General features: G+C 50.7%; 15 protein-coding genes. 14 read left to right on the top strand and 1 reads right to left on the bottom strand.

The features are described from left to right. Window positions 1-29 precede the first annotated feature (29 nt). The 5 genes from A3844_RS12230 to A3844_RS12250 all read left to right on the top strand — a co-directional run bounded on the left by A3844_RS12230 (window position 30) and on the right by A3844_RS12250 (window position 4285). The gene (locus A3844_RS12230) at window positions 30-1283 is read left to right on the top strand and encodes a bifunctional 3,4-dihydroxy-2-butanone-4-phosphate synthase/GTP cyclohydrolase II (protein ID WP_074102968.1); all 1254 of its coding nucleotides are present in this window, start codon (window positions 30-32) and stop codon (window positions 1281-1283) included. A 38-nt stretch (window positions 1284-1321) separates the two neighbouring features. Then, window positions 1322-1792 carry a 6,7-dimethyl-8-ribityllumazine synthase gene (gene ribH, locus A3844_RS12235; protein ID WP_074087796.1) on the top strand — a complete coding sequence of 157 codons (471 nt, stop codon included), beginning with the start codon at window positions 1322-1324 and terminating at the stop codon, window positions 1790-1792. Window positions 1793-2016: 224 nt separating this feature from the next. After that, window positions 2017-2808 (top strand): segregation and condensation protein A, encoded by a 792-nt coding sequence (locus A3844_RS12240; RefSeq protein ID WP_074087574.1) that lies wholly within the window; start codon window positions 2017-2019, stop codon window positions 2806-2808. After that, window positions 2777-3382, top strand: a complete 606-nt coding sequence (scpB, locus tag A3844_RS12245) for an SMC-Scp complex subunit ScpB (RefSeq protein WP_074107539.1) — start codon at window positions 2777-2779, stop codon at window positions 3380-3382. Before A3844_RS12240 ends, scpB begins: the two co-directional genes overlap by 32 nt. 171 nt (window positions 3383-3553) lie before the next feature. Then, window positions 3554-4285 (top strand): DUF2953 domain-containing protein, encoded by a 732-nt coding sequence (locus tag A3844_RS12250; RefSeq protein WP_074102969.1) that lies wholly within the window; start codon window positions 3554-3556, stop codon window positions 4283-4285. Window positions 4286-4342: 57 nt separating this feature from the next. On the opposite strand, the gene A3844_RS12255 is transcribed toward A3844_RS12250, so the two are convergent. After that, complete coding sequence (locus A3844_RS12255; protein WP_074107540.1) at window positions 4343-5245, bottom strand: hypothetical protein; 903 nt, start codon at window positions 5243-5245, stop codon at window positions 4343-4345. A 234-nt stretch (window positions 5246-5479) separates the two neighbouring features. On the opposite strand from A3844_RS12255, the gene ytfJ reads away from it, so the two are divergent. The 9 genes from ytfJ (at window position 5480) to ccsA (ending at window position 13854) form a co-directional block, all read left to right on the top strand. Beyond that, on the top strand, window positions 5480-5995 hold the full coding sequence (ytfJ, locus tag A3844_RS12265; RefSeq protein ID WP_074087579.1) for a GerW family sporulation protein: 516 nt from the start codon (window positions 5480-5482) through the stop codon (window positions 5993-5995). Between the two features lie 254 nt (window positions 5996-6249). After that, complete coding sequence (locus A3844_RS12270; protein WP_178382403.1) at window positions 6250-7458, top strand: D-alanyl-D-alanine carboxypeptidase family protein; 1209 nt, start codon at window positions 6250-6252, stop codon at window positions 7456-7458. Between the two features lie 33 nt (window positions 7459-7491). After that, window positions 7492-8145: a nucleoside recognition domain-containing protein gene (locus A3844_RS12275; RefSeq protein ID WP_074102973.1), complete on the top strand. Its 654-nt coding sequence runs from the start codon at window positions 7492-7494 to the stop codon at window positions 8143-8145. 52 nt (window positions 8146-8197) lie between these two features. Continuing rightward, window positions 8198-8686, top strand: coding sequence for a spore maturation protein (locus A3844_RS12280; protein ID WP_074087798.1), 489 nt, complete (start codon window positions 8198-8200; stop codon window positions 8684-8686). A gap of 464 nt (window positions 8687-9150) precedes the next feature. Further along, window positions 9151-9495: a peptidoglycan recognition protein family protein gene (locus A3844_RS12285; RefSeq protein ID WP_074107541.1), complete on the top strand. Its 345-nt coding sequence runs from the start codon at window positions 9151-9153 to the stop codon at window positions 9493-9495. Between the two features lie 20 nt (window positions 9496-9515). Further along, the gene (locus A3844_RS12290; RefSeq protein ID WP_074087583.1) at window positions 9516-10274 is read left to right on the top strand and encodes a pseudouridine synthase; all 759 of its coding nucleotides are present in this window, start codon (window positions 9516-9518) and stop codon (window positions 10272-10274) included. A gap of 111 nt (window positions 10275-10385) precedes the next feature. Beyond that, window positions 10386-10910: a thiol-disulfide oxidoreductase ResA gene (gene resA / locus A3844_RS12295; RefSeq protein ID WP_074087584.1), complete on the top strand. Its 525-nt coding sequence runs from the start codon at window positions 10386-10388 to the stop codon at window positions 10908-10910. Between the two features lie 14 nt (window positions 10911-10924). Next, window positions 10925-12595, top strand: a complete 1671-nt coding sequence (resB, locus tag A3844_RS12300; protein ID WP_074107619.1) for a cytochrome c biogenesis protein ResB — start codon at window positions 10925-10927, stop codon at window positions 12593-12595. Next, entirely contained in the window at window positions 12592-13854 is a 1263-nt protein-coding gene (gene ccsA, locus A3844_RS12305) for a cytochrome c biogenesis protein CcsA (protein WP_074102975.1), read from the top strand. Before resB ends, ccsA begins: the two co-directional genes overlap by 4 nt. Window positions 13855-13877 lie beyond the last annotated feature (23 nt).

The following is a 13877-nucleotide window of genomic DNA, read 5'->3' on the forward strand; positions in this document are numbered from 1 at the left end:
TAACGTAAAGCTGTCAGGAGGACAGAAAGATGAGCCAGCAAGCAAAAAACGACAGTGTTCTGGACCCGATTGAGGACGCGATTTATGATCTGATGCGCGGCAAGGTCATCATCGTGGTTGATGATGAAGACCGTGAGAATGAAGGGGACTTCATCGCGCTAGCCGAACGCTCCACACCGGAAGTGATCAACTTCATGATTACCGAGGGACGCGGACTGGTATGCGTGCCGATTACGGCAGAACGGGCGAAGGAGCTGGATCTCCAGCCTATGGTGGCGAATAACACCGACAACCATGGTACCGCCTTTACCGTCTCCGTCGATCATAAGGATACGACTACAGGCATCTCTGCCGCAGAAAGATCAAAGACCATTCAGGCCCTGATGGACCCGAATGCCAAGCCTTCCGATTTTCGCAGACCGGGCCATATGTTCCCGCTGATTGCGAAGAAGGGCGGTGTCCTGCGGCGGTCCGGCCATACGGAAGCTGCTGTGGATCTGGCGCGCATGTGCGGCGCTTATCCGGCGAGCGTGATCTGTGAAGTCGTTAAGGAAGACGGGACAATGGCCCGTCTGCCGGATCTGGTGGAGATTGCGCGCAAGCATGATCTCAAGCTGATCAGTATTAAGGACTTAATTCATTACCGCAATGAGAAGGAGCACCTGGTCAACCGTGAGGTGTCGGTAAATCTGCCGACCGACTTCGGCGTATTCCAGACAATCGCTTACACGAATGAAGTTGATGACAAAGAGCATGTCGCTTTGGTCAAAGGGGATATTTCCGGTGAGGAGCCGGTCCTGGTACGTGTGCACTCCGAATGCTTAACCGGCGATGTATTCCACTCCCACCGCTGCGACTGTGGTCCACAGTTCGAAGCAGCGCTGCGTCAGATTGAAGCGGCAGGCCGCGGTGTTCTGCTCTACATGCGCCAGGAGGGCCGGGGTATTGGTCTGATCAACAAGCTCCGCGCCTACAAGCTTCAAGAGGAAGGTCTGGATACCGTAGACGCCAACCTCAAGCTGGGCTTTCCTGCGGATCTGCGTGATTACGGAATTGGAGCACAGATTCTGAAGGATCTGGGAGTGAGCCAGATCAGGCTGCTTACCAACAATCCGCGCAAGATTAAGGGACTGGAAGGTTACGGTCTTGAGGTTGTGGAACGTGTGCCGATTCAAATGCCAGAGAATAAGGACAACACGAATTATCTCCATACCAAGCAGGCCAAGCTCGGCCACCTGCTGACTTTTGACAACATTGAGCAAAATGAGGATTCCAAGCTGTAACCACCATAACACTTACTAATGAAGGGTAGATGAATACAATGCCGAATTATTTAGAAGGACATTTAGTATCCGAAGGACTGAAATACGGGGTAGTTGTAGGGCGTTTTAACGAGTTCATTACAAGCAAGCTGCTGTCCGGTGCACTCGATGCTTTTAAGCGTCATGGTGTAGCTGATGATGAAGTGGATGTAGCCTGGGTTCCGGGAGTGTTTGAAATTCCTTTGATTGCCCAAAAAATGGCCGAAAGCGGCAAATATGATGCGGTAATTACGCTTGGCACCGTCATCCGGGGATCTACGACACATTATGATTATGTGTGCAATGAGGTTGCTAAAGGTGTAGCGGCAATCAATCTCAAGACCGGCATCCCGACTATTTTCGGCGTGGTTACAACCGAGAACATCGAGCAGGCCATTGAGCGCTCCGGAACCAAAGCCGGTAACAAAGGCTGGGATGCTGCGACTGCTGCTATTGAAATGGCGAACCTGAACAAACTCTTTAAAAAATAAGAATTGATATGCTTTATGCAATAAATTATTCTTCTATTTCTCGCGGATACGGCACCTGAAAGTAGGCGAAGCCGTTTCTACTTGAGTAAGGGAGCCTCTTGACGAATCGGCAGAAATCGTGCTTATTTATATGTATAAGAAGAAAGCATGAACTATAAGAACTTTCTACTTGTGTAGCGCCCGGGCGGCGCTGCACTTTACTTTTTTTGGCGGGAGGAAACCGCGTGACTGTACTGTATAAGCTGGAGACGTTCGAAGGTCCGCTCGATCTGCTCTTGCATTTAATTGACAAGGCGGAAATCGACATCCAGGACATTCCGGTCAGCGAGATCACCGAGCAGTACATGGAATACCTGCGGAGTATGCAGGAGCTTGAACTGGATATTACCAGCGAATTCTTGGTAATGGCCGCAACACTCTTGTCGATCAAGAGCAAATTGCTGCTGCCGAAGCCGCCGGTGATCGAAATCGAGGATTTCGAATATTACGAGGATGACGGCTACGACCCGCGGGCAGAGCTTGTTCAGCGGCTGATCGAATACCGCAAGTTCAAGAGCATTGCCGTACAGCTGCTGGATATGGAGAGTGAACGAAGCCTGATTTTCACCAAGGAGCCGGAGGATCTGGGTCCCTTTGTTCCGGCCCAAATTGACAATACGCTCAAGGGACTGCATACCGCCGATCTGATCGCCGCATTTCGTAAAGCGCTTAGCAAGGCTGCCAGAAGATCCTCTTATCAGCGTATTACCCGGGACGAAATTTCGGTGAAGGACAGAATACGGGATGTCTCGGAAGCTCTCCAGCGCAAAGGAACAGGCGGCAGAATGCGTTTCTCTGCCCTGCTGGATGATGAGATGGCAAGGCATGAAATCGTGGTTACCTTTCTCGCAATCCTGGAGCTGATGAAGATGAAGGCGATATTATGCTATCAGGAGAAATTATTTGATGACATCATCATGGAGTGGAGAGGAGGAGAAGCACTTAGTGGAATACAAAACGCTGAAATCGATTATTGAAGGCCTGCTGTTCTTGTCCGGCGATGAGGGGCTGTCCGTCCGTCAGATCGCTGAGATCACCGAGCAGCGGCCGGATATTGCCGGCAAAGCGCTGGAGGAACTGAAAGAGGATTATGTCTCACAGGAACGTGGTCTGCAGGTGGTTCAGATTGCCGGAAACTATCGGCTTGCAACCCTGCCGGACCATGCGCCATATTTTGAGCGGCTCGCCTATTCGCCCTCACGTTCATCGCTTTCGCAGGCAGCGCTTGAGACGCTGGCTATCGTCGCCTACCGCCAGCCGATTACCCGGGTAGAGATTGAAGAGATCCGTGGTGTAAAGTCGGAACGGGCAATTCATACGCTGAACAACAAGGATTTGATCCATGAGGTGGGACGTGCAGAAGCAGTAGGCCGTCCCATCCTCTACGGAACAACGAAATCGTTCCTCGAAAGCTTTGGGCTGGCGGACCTGAAGGAGTTGCCGGAGCCTTCAAGTTTCGATGGTACCTCTGACGATCTGGAAGAGGAGACACAGCTCCTGTTCAGCAAGCTGGACAGCCAGATGAATTTTGAGGATACAGAACAGGCATAAAGTAACGTACTTGTATATGAATAAGCATAGCCCCATACCCCCGTTATGATGCAGGATGGCAGCATGATGGAGGGTATGGGGCTTTTTTGTGAGAATATAGAATGTTTTCCAGGTGAATAGCCATACTAAACCAAAGGCCCCTAATTATAGAATTGCATGGAGGTTACTTTCGTGACGTTATGGCTGGCGATACCCCTGACATTGTTGCTGATTGTGATTGTACTGCTGCTGGTAATACTGACTTCATACATACATTTTCATTTCCGGCTGTGCAGGCTGGGGTCAGATGACCGGATCGAGCTGGATATCAAAGCCGTCTTTGGCTTGGTCAAATTTCACTATGAATTGCCTGCGCTAGTGTTTCAGGGAATGGAAGAAGGTATCAAAGTGAAGCTGGAAGAAAGCGGCATCACACCTGTCCGCACAGATAAAGATGAAGAAGAGCAAATCGACAAGGAACTGGTTACGGAATGGCTGCGGAAAATCCGCAAAGCACTGAAGGCAACCTATGGTCTGAAAAAATGGCTCGCAAGTACGTTATCCCATCTCCAGATTACAAAGTTTGACTGGTCCACAGATTTCTCACTGGGGGATGCGGCAGGTACTGCAACGGCAGCGGGAGCATTCTGGGGGATAAAGTGGACGCTTGCAGGTTGGATATCCAGTCTGGTTCGGCTGAAAAAAGCCCCGAAGCTGTTTGTTGCGCCGGTTTTCCGGGATGAGCTGTGCTTCTCCACAGAAGCAGTAATCGTAGGGAAGCTACCCATGGGCTACACTTTATTTGCAGGGCTTGTTCTCTTGCGGCGAATTTCTAAAGTAGAAGGCGGATTGCGGCGCTGGAAGGAACTGTTAAGCCGCAAGCCCCAACTCCCCGTGAGGAAGCATGAGAATAGTGAAAGCTAAAAAGACAGAGACGCAGTATATACCGCGTCCTGCCTTTTTTTATTGTCTTTTAGTGACTTATACATGCACCGGGGTTTTGAACCTGGGGGAAAAGCTCAGCGGATTTTTAGCAGTATCTTCCGTTCTGTACATCATTAAGTCAAAAGCTTCTCCGTTGAGCTCCATGGGGATTTGCGCACGGCCATCCAGATAGGCCACTGTCCCCAGGGCCATCAGGCCTTCTGCGCTGGTGCCTACAAAAAATCCGCCAAGATCCCTGACCTGGTTCTTTTTGCTGCCGTTACTCCTTATTTCTTCATAAGTATAGGTTAACGTAATGATTTCTGCCAGATTACTTTTTTCGGTCCGGCCAACATCAATATGCTTAATAAGGACATTAGAGTTCTCATTCCGTATGGACTCAACAGGACCGTTATTGACACAATAATGGTACCAAAAATGATGTTCGCCCAATGTCCGGCGGTTATCACCCTGTTCTCCGATAAATACTTGCTCAAAATAGGAGGGGCTGTCCCCTTTACTTGCTCTGAACCAGATCGAGCGGAGTGTATCTATCCATTCTTCCTTGGAACAGCCTGCCCGGATATGATGGTAATCCTCAGCATACTTGCGGGCGAGGCGCATAGGTGCCGTAATGGCAGCATATTCTAGAAACTCATTGATTTCCTTGATATTTTTAGGAGAGGCCGGATCCCTCTGTTTGAAGCTCTGATCATAATAATTATGAAGCTGCATGAACAGATCGTAGGACAGCCGTTTGCCATCTGGAATGACGACCTCCTTGAAGACCTTAATTTCATTGCTGTCATCTCCCTCTCCAGAATATTGCCCGGACAGGGGGTTCATATCTACGACCACATATCCATTGTGTATATCCTTTTGCCCGTCGCTTAAGCCCTTGACTAAAGGGATCACTCCGCTGCTCTCCATATCCGCCTGCCAGATCTTTGCGAAAATCATTTCTCAGCCTCCACATACAGATTTTTCTGCTTAGCCATCATTTTGGCCTCCCCGGCGGTTTTTATGTGAGGCGAATTGGCGAAGGCTAGATCTGGGAAGATCACCAAAAGCTTTATTATAGGCGTTGAATTGTTATTATCACCCATTGTACATATCATGCTCGATATATGAGCAAACTGTAACAAGAGTAGGCATTTCCCTTATCTTTTCAGATCGCAGAGGAGGAGTACTTAGATGTCAGATCACCCGATTCAAGGTCTCATGCAGACCGCTATGGAAAATATTAAAGGAATGGTGGATGTCAATACGATTGTTGGCGATCCGGTAGAAACCCCTGATGGCAGTGTGATCCTGCCTATCAGTAAAGTTGCCTTCGGCTTTGCCGCAGGCGGCAGTGATTTCCGTGTGGAAGATGATGCACCGAGTGTTAATGGCACGGGGTCCGGCGTTAAAATGCTTCCGTTCGGAGGCGGTAGCGGCGGCGGGGTATCCATTCGTCCGATCGCTTTTCTTGTAGTTGGTAAGGAAGGTGTGCACATTGTGCCACTGGATAATCAAACCCATTTGTTTGAGAAAATTATCGATGCCACCCCAGGGCTTATTGACAAAATTCAAACTATGTTCCAAAATAATTCACAAAATGGCTCGCAAAATGGTACTCCTGTAGGTGCAGAAGTGGTACCAACCCCTGTGGTCAAAAAAGAAGTGATCAAGCACGAGACGGTCGTTTCGGATTCGTCCACGCATTAGTTGTTTAGGTTCGCTTCAAATGGAATAGCAGTCGTGGGGGATATCGCTTAAACGGCGATGTCCCTTTTTGTGAAAATGTAAGAATTTCTATGGTTCACGCTATAAATTATCCTTCTATTTCCCACTGAAACGGATACCGTCCTTAATCAAGGAAGGTATCCGTTTCAGCTTGTGATAAAGAAGGACATACCCGTCCATAGACCCGCATACACTTGTACAACACAAGCGAACTGATAAGAAGCCGGAGGATGAACATGAATACACCAAAATTTAAATTGCCGCTGATCCTTATATTATGCGTACTGCTGCTGGGTACAGCTTCACAGCCTGTCGTCAGGGCCGAGAATAGCTCCATCTCCACCCATGCCAGGGCTGCAGCGCTGATTGATGTGGAATCCGGCAGGATTCTGTACAGCAGCCGTGGGGACGAGCCTATGCTGATTGCCAGCCTGACCAAGATCATGACTGCACTTGTGGCCATAGAGAACGGAGATTTGCATTCCAAGGTCAAGGTCGGCAAAAATGCCTTTGCCAAAGAGGGCTCATCCCTGTATTTGAAACAAGGAGAAGAAATGACCCTGGAGGATATGCTGTACGGGCTGATGCTGCGCTCAGGAAATGATGCGGCAACGGCCATTGCGGAGCATGTCGGAGGAACGGAAGAGGGCTTCGTCTATCTGATGAATGCCAAGGCAGAGGAGCTGGGGCTTCAAAATACCCATTTTGCCAATCCGCATGGGCTGGACGCAGAAGGGCACTATTCCAGCGCCAATGATCTGGCTGTGCTCACAGCCTACGCCATGCATAATCCAGTATTCAAGAAGGTTGTCAAAACCCGGGAGAAAACAGCTGACAATCCATATGAGAAATGGGACTACAAATGGCTTAACAAAAATAAAATGCTGCGCTTGTATGAGGGGGCAGACGGAGTGAAAACAGGATATACCAAGAAGGCGCTGCGCTGCCTTGTCAGCTCCGCTACCCGAGGGGGCCAGCAGCTTGTTGCTGTCACGCTGAATGACGGGGATGACTGGAATGATCATGCGGCGCTGTTGGATTTCGGGTTCAATCACTATCCGCTCAAGAGACTTATCGAACGTGGGGAAGGAATCAGCGGCTATGGTTTTGTGACAGGCCGGACATTTTCGTATCCGCTTGGTCAGGGTGAGGAAGCGCGGCTTGTAACCAAGCTTGTACTTCATCCAGCATCAAAGGCAGCTGATCAGCAAGGGACGCGCGGCAGTGCTAACTTTGGACTCAAAGGAATCCTGGTGCTGCAGCTCGGCGGGAAGGAGATAGGCCGAGTTCCGGTCTATCCGCCGGATCAGCTGCCGCCGGAGCAATCCGCTTATGAGAAAAAATACGAATCGGCAGGCGCAGGTGCCTATCCGGTGAACCATTGGCTGCAGGCATTCGGAAGTGCACTTCGGGCGCTTCTTCAAATGGGTGACACAAGGAAATGACCTGAAGACAGTACAGTATGGGGAGGGATTCATATGATTAACGGGATCTGGCTGGGCATGATCCTCATCGGCTTTGTATTCGCGGCCGTGAACGGCCGCATGGACGCATTTACAGGCGCTGTTTTTGATGGTGCCAAGAACGGGGTCACCGTCAGCTTTGGCCTAATCAGTGTCCTGGTGTTCTGGATGGGGATTATGCGGGTTGCTGAAGATGCAGGCCTGCTAAAAAAAATTGCCAGAGTACTTGGGCCGATTGTTTCTTTTCTGTTCCCCGATGTGCCGAAGGGCCATCCTGCCATCGGCTACATCCTTTCCAACATGAGCGCTAACCTGCTTGGCCTTGGCAATGCGGCCACGCCTATGGGTATCAAGGCGATGCAGGAACTGCAGACCCTGAATCCGGACAAGGAGACCGCGACTCCGGCGATGTGTACCCTGCTCGCATTGAACACGGCCAGCATTACCCTGATCCCGGCGACGCTGATTGCCATCCGGCTGAACTATGGATCGGCAGACCCGGCGGCTATTGTCGGCACGACGCTTGCCGCAACAGCGGTAGCGACGCTGGCTGCTGTTGCGGCAGATAGGCTGTGCCGCCGCATGGCTCTGCTCCGCAAGCCGCCAGGGCCGCCGCCTGCTGTGCGTCCTGTACATTCTGCGTTGCCGCATTCCTCCGTGAAAGGGTGAGACTGCCTTGTTTCAGCTAATCAGCCTGATCTCGGCCTGGGCGATTCCGGTCATGATTACCTTTATTCCATTATACGCATTTACACGCAAGGTCCCGGTCTACGAGTCCTTTGTCGAAGGGGCGAAGGATGGCTTCGGCACCGCTATTGCAATTATTCCTCATCTTGTAGGCATGCTTGTCGCTATTAGTGTTTTTCGTGCATCGGGTGCACTAGACTTTCTCATGAGTTTCATCTCACCCGCCCTTAAAGGGATAGGGGTGCCACCGGAAGTATTGCCGCTCGGCTTGCTGCGTCCGCTTACAGGTACTGGCTCGCTGGCTTACACCACAGATCTGATTAGCGTCCATGGGCCCGACTCTCTGATCGGTATGATCGCCTCCACGATCCAGGGGAGCACCGATACCACCCTGTATGTGCTAACCGTCTACTTCGGTGCCGTAGGCATCCGCAACGGGCGTTACGCCCTTAGGGTCGGCCTCTTTTCTGACATCGTCGGTTTCATTGCCGCCATTGCAGTGTGTCTCCTGGTGTTTGGGTAATGTTTTTTGCTGGTCCGTTAAGGTAGTGGCCTGCTTTATAAGCATTGCAAAGATTTTAGTGTCCCAGCCTAGCAAACCTAGCAAACCTAGCAAGCCTTGCAGCAATGCGGCATTGCTGGCCCCACAAGCCCCACAAGCACCTGCAAGGCTGCTTGAAGCCCTTTACCCTCCCCCTCTGAGCGGGTGAGGGTTGTTTTCTTTAAAGGTGTCTACCCACGTTGACGGAGTGACGGAGAGGAAGTTTGGAACTGTAGGAACGTCAGCGACCGCCTTTGTCTGCAGATTTCTACCGCTGATAGCGTATTCAAAAAAATCAGCAGACATCAGCGGTCGGAAGTCCAAACGTTCCTCGGAGTTACACCAAGTCAACGCTCCCCCCGCCCAAAGAATTTTAAACAGCCCCTCACCCCGCTTCCCCCAACATCATATGCTATTGCAGCAATACGGAGGGAGTCTGATAGACGATGGAGTATAAAGGTTTTATTCTGCATCATTCCCGCTGTCCGTCCATTAATGGCAAGGGCTTTGACTTCTGGGTAGGCGCAGATGGTTCGATTTATGCAGCACCGCTGTTGACGGACCCCGAATATGTTCATGTTTGCCTGGAAGGTAACTTCGGGGAAGAAGCTACATTGCCGCCTGTGTCTGAGCGCGGGGTTCAGCTGTTTGCAGCCAGCAAACTCATATTGGAATTGGCTTCGCGTTATCAAATGGACCCGCTTGTGGTGGAAACCCACACAAAAACCTGTCCAGGAGCTTTTTTTCCATGGAATGAACTTGTGATTTATCCCGCTGATGGTTATCATTAACCTGAGGTGAATAGTCGAAAATGGAAAGATTACAGAAAATATTGGCGCAGGCAGGTGTAGCGTCGAGACGCAAGTGTGAAGAAATGATTTTGGCCGGTAAAGTGGAAGTCAACGGGGAACTCGTAACTACGCTTGGCACGAAGGTGGACCCCGCAACAGATATAATCAAGGTCGCCGGTAGACTAATCCGGGGCGAGAACAAAATCTACATTATGTTCAATAAGCCTAAGGGTGTAATTACAAGCGCATCCGACGATAAGGGCCGCAAGGTGGTAACGGATTACCTGAAAGGCATCAAAGAACGCGTATACCCTGTAGGCCGTCTGGACTATGATACGGAAGGGCTGCTGCTGCTGACGAATGACGGGGAGTTTGCTAACCTGCTCACGCATCCGAAGCACCATGTGCCCAAAACCTATCTTGCCACGGTCAAGGGGGTTCCGCATGGAACCGCGCTGGACAAGCTGAAAGCCGGCATCAAGCTGGAAGACGGTATGACCGCACCGGCAGAAGTTGAATACAAGGATATTGATGAAGTAAACAAAGAAACAGTCATCAGCATTACGATTCATGAAGGCCGCAACCGGCAGGTACGGCGCATGTTCGAAGCGATTTCCCATCCCGTCATCCGTTTGAAACGGATCTCCTTCGGGGATATCCTGCTGCAGAATCTCAAACGAGGCTCATACCGCCATTTGACCAAGGATGAAATCAATCATCTCCAGCAAATTGCCAAAGCAGGGATGCTGAAAGCTAACCCAACCCGCAAAGACACATAAAGTTCACAATTCCCCCTCCTAAAACTGTGACAATATTCGTTATAATGTTCATAGGATGTTCACACCTAACAACTAAAGTAATGAGTTGCGTCACAGAAGGGGGCCTGGCGTGTGGGCAAAGCGAGAAAGCCGGTTCAAATCATTATTCTGTTCGTAATACTTCTGCTTGGAGGTTATGCAATCGGTTCCTCGGTATTTGGAGGGGACGGCAAGCCTAAGGAAGGCGGAAAAGCCCCGTCTTTTGAACTGCTCGGGCTTGATGGCCAGACCCATACGTTGAACGAATACAAGGGCAAGTCCGTGGTGCTTAATTTCTGGGGGTCCTGGTGCGCTCCTTGCGTCAAGGAGATGCCTGCACTGCAGGCACAGTGGGAGAAGTGGAAAGATCAGGGCGTAGTGGTTGTAGGCGTAAATGTCGGTGAGGATCAGATGACGGTCGAGAATTTTGTCAAGCTCGTTGATATCAATTTTCCTGTGGTCATGGATAGCGGCCGCGATGCCGTCCGCAGCTATGGCGTGTCACCGCTTCCAACCACCTTCTTCATTAATGCGAAGGGCAGGGTGGACAGCATTCATATCGGACAGCTGGATCTCGGCACGCTTGACGACCAGATCAGGAAGCTGGTGGAGCCGTGACGGATAAGAGACCCCTGATTACTAATACCAAATGTGAATGCGGCCATCAAAATCCGGTGGGAACGGTCCTTTGCGAGGCCTGTGGCAAGCCGGTCGACGGTGAGGAACAGCTCTCAGCAGACAATCTGGAAATGCGGTACGACGGTGTAGCCCGGCGTTCACAGCGGGTGAATCCAGGGGTGATCGACCTGGTGTGGAATTTTTTCTCTTCGGTCAAGATCGCTATTTACCTGATAGTGCTGACATTGCTAGGCTCCATGCTGGGAACGGTATTTCCCCAGGAGAGCACTTTTCTCAATATTGATGCATCAACCTATTATCAAGAAACGTACGGAACAGCCGGGGAGATTTACTATAAACTCGGCCTTTCGCACACCTATGAATCCTGGTGGTTCGTGACGCTGCTTGTGCTTATTGGAGCTTCACTGGTCATTTGCAGCCTGGACCGTGTGCTCCCCCTGTACAAGGCGTTAACCCGGCAAAAGATTCGCAAGCATAGGCAGTTCCTGACCCGCCAAAAAGTGGTGCTTGTGACGGAACTGCAGGATGAGCCTGAAGCCTGGGTCGCACGTCTGGTGAAGCCGCTCCAGAAAAAGGGATACCGTGTCCGGACAGAGGGGGGCGCGCTGCTCGCCGAGAAACACCGGTTTAGCCGCTGGGGGCCTTATGTCATACATATTGGCCTGATTATTTTTTTATTGGCTGTATTGGCCAGAGGACTTCCAGGGCTGAACATGGATCAGCATCTGGCTTTTCAGCAAGGTGAAGCCGTGAGGATTCCGGACACTACTTATTATCTCAAGAACGAGAAGTTTACCGTTGAGTTCTATACGGAGGAAGAAATGCCCAAGGAATTCCGCGGGACCAAAATCCTTCCGAAACTTTACGAAACTAAGGCAATTCTCTATGAATGTACTGCGGACTGCACAGATCCCTCGAAGGAGCCGAAGCTGGCGGAGGTGGCCAGACATAATATTCAGGTGAATTCACCGCTCAGCTACAATGGTTTGAAAGCGTATCAGTTTGACTACGACCTCACCCCGGTGCTGCGCTCGGTGCAGCCGGAACTCACAAATTCTGAGAGTGGTAAGGTCTATGGCAAGTTCAAGCTGGACATGAAAAATCCGCAGCGGACATTTCAGGCTGGCCCTTATACGCTGGAACTAAAAGAGAAATATATGGATTTCGGTTTGAACGATGAAGGTCAACCGGTATCCAAATCTCCCTATCCGAATGCTCCGGCCTTCCTTTTCCTGATTAGGGGCCCGGATCTGCCGGCCGGAGGACAACAATATTTCTATTTTCCGAAACAGGTAGACAAGGAAAAGTTCCAGATGGAAGCCATCAATGACAAGCTTGGCGGCAGCGGGCGGTTCCTGGAGCTTGAGGTGGGCAGCATGAGCGATGTGGATTTCTCGGAGTCTACAGCTTACTTGAATATACGTGTGGACCGGGCGATGCCTTTTGTATGGATCGGGGCGGGGATTGTCATGCTTGGATTGGTGCTTGGCTTCTACTGGCAGCATAGACGGATATGGCTGGCTATCGATCAAGGAGAGCTGGTACTCGGAGGCCATACGAATAAGAATTGGTTCGGCTTCCGCCGTGAGATCGTTTCGATTCTGGCGAAGGCAGATTTGACCGTGGATGAAAAATCTCTGGACAACGGGGGAGGCCTGGCATGAGCTTACTCGACTTCAGCAGTGACGTCTTTATTGCCGCATTTTTTTTATACAGCGGGTCGTTCATGTTGTACACCATTGCGATCATGGGCCGGAAATGGTCCGGCAGGAAGCCAGAAGAGCATACCGCCCGCTGGGGAAAGATCGCCTTTATCGTATCCTCCTTGGGTCTGGTCTGTCATCTTGCTTATTTCTTCACCCGCTGGTCCGGTTCAGGGCATATTCCGGTCAGCAACATGTACGAATTCATGACGTTTTTATCCATGATGGTCATGGTAGCTTTTACCGTGATTTTCTCTATATACCGCAAGATTATTCTTGGAGTCTTTGCGGTGCCGATCTCCATCATAGTCATGGCCTATGCGGCAGTATTCCCCCAAGAGGTTCAGCCGCTGATCCCTTCACTTAAATCGATATATCTGAATATCCATGTCACGCTGGCCGCACTGGGCGAATCTTTCTTTGCCGTTGGTTTTGCCGCCGGCCTGATGTATCTCCTGCGTACCGTGAATTTCTCCAGCAAGGAGAAGAGTGACCGCAAGCAGCAGCGTCTGGTCGAATTTACTCTGTTCTCAATCATTGTTATAATTGGGTTCCTTGGATCGGTTTTTGCATTTCGCGGCGCAGGATACGAAACGGTTTTCGTTCGTTCTAACGTTACGATTGACAGCCCCGGGCAGGGAGATAGTACAATAGAGAAAGTGAGTTATAAAATGCCACCAATCGTGGCACCTTACCATAGCGAAATTGAGAGCTTCCAGCCGTTTCTTGGAATGAAGGAGCCGCTTTTCGAAGCGCCATCCTGGATGAATGGCGTCAATGCCGGACGTAAATTCAATACGGTTCTCTGGTCGCTGATTTCCGGTGCGATTTTATATGGAATTCTGCGTCTGGCTGCCCGCAAACCGCTGGGCCGAGCGATTCATCCTGTCCTGGATGGAATTGATGAGAATGACCTCGATGAAATTACGTACAGGGCGATTGCCATTGGCTTCCCGATCTTTACACTGGGGGCTTTGATTTTTGCAATGATATGGGCACAAGTGGCCTGGGGCCGGTTTTGGGGATGGGACCCCAAAGAAGTCTGGGCACTGGTCACTTGGCTGTTCTACAGCGCCTACCTGCATCTGCGGCTGGCCCGCGGATGGCAGGGGCGCAAATCCGCATGGCTCGCCGTACTCGGCTTTCTGGTCGTAATGTTTACCCTGGTTGGAGTTAATCTGGTGATTGCCGGACTACATTCCTACGCCGGAACAGACTAAATCAACAATCTGCCGAAGAGGCA

Origin of the sequence: Paenibacillus helianthi, assembly GCF_001909055.1 — a bacterium.
GTDB classification, from domain to species: Bacteria; Bacillota; Bacilli; order Paenibacillales; family Paenibacillaceae; genus Paenibacillus_AQ; species Paenibacillus_AQ helianthi.

What these genes read in the sequence shown, in the direction of transcription:
- A3844_RS12270 (WP_178382403.1), top strand. Translation starts at nt 6,250, where the DNA reads ATGAATACACCAAAATTTAAATTGCCGCTGATCCTTATATTATGCGTA.
- A3844_RS12255 (WP_074107540.1), bottom strand. Translation starts at nt 5,245, where the DNA reads ATGATTTTCGCAAAGATCTGGCAGGCGGATATGGAGAGCAGCGGAGTG.
- ribH (WP_074087796.1), top strand. Translation starts at nt 1,322, where the DNA reads ATGCCGAATTATTTAGAAGGACATTTAGTATCCGAAGGACTGAAATAC.
- A3844_RS12230 (WP_074102968.1), top strand. Translation starts at nt 30, where the DNA reads ATGAGCCAGCAAGCAAAAAACGACAGTGTTCTGGACCCGATTGAGGAC.
- ccsA (WP_074102975.1), top strand. Translation starts at nt 12,592, where the DNA reads ATGAGCTTACTCGACTTCAGCAGTGACGTCTTTATTGCCGCATTTTTT.
- A3844_RS12280 (WP_074087798.1), top strand. Translation starts at nt 8,198, where the DNA reads ATGATTACCTTTATTCCATTATACGCATTTACACGCAAGGTCCCGGTC.
- A3844_RS12290 (WP_074087583.1), top strand. Translation starts at nt 9,516, where the DNA reads ATGGAAAGATTACAGAAAATATTGGCGCAGGCAGGTGTAGCGTCGAGA.
- ytfJ (WP_074087579.1), top strand. Translation starts at nt 5,480, where the DNA reads ATGTCAGATCACCCGATTCAAGGTCTCATGCAGACCGCTATGGAAAAT.
- A3844_RS12275 (WP_074102973.1), top strand. Translation starts at nt 7,492, where the DNA reads ATGATTAACGGGATCTGGCTGGGCATGATCCTCATCGGCTTTGTATTC.
- A3844_RS12285 (WP_074107541.1), top strand. Translation starts at nt 9,151, where the DNA reads ATGGAGTATAAAGGTTTTATTCTGCATCATTCCCGCTGTCCGTCCATT.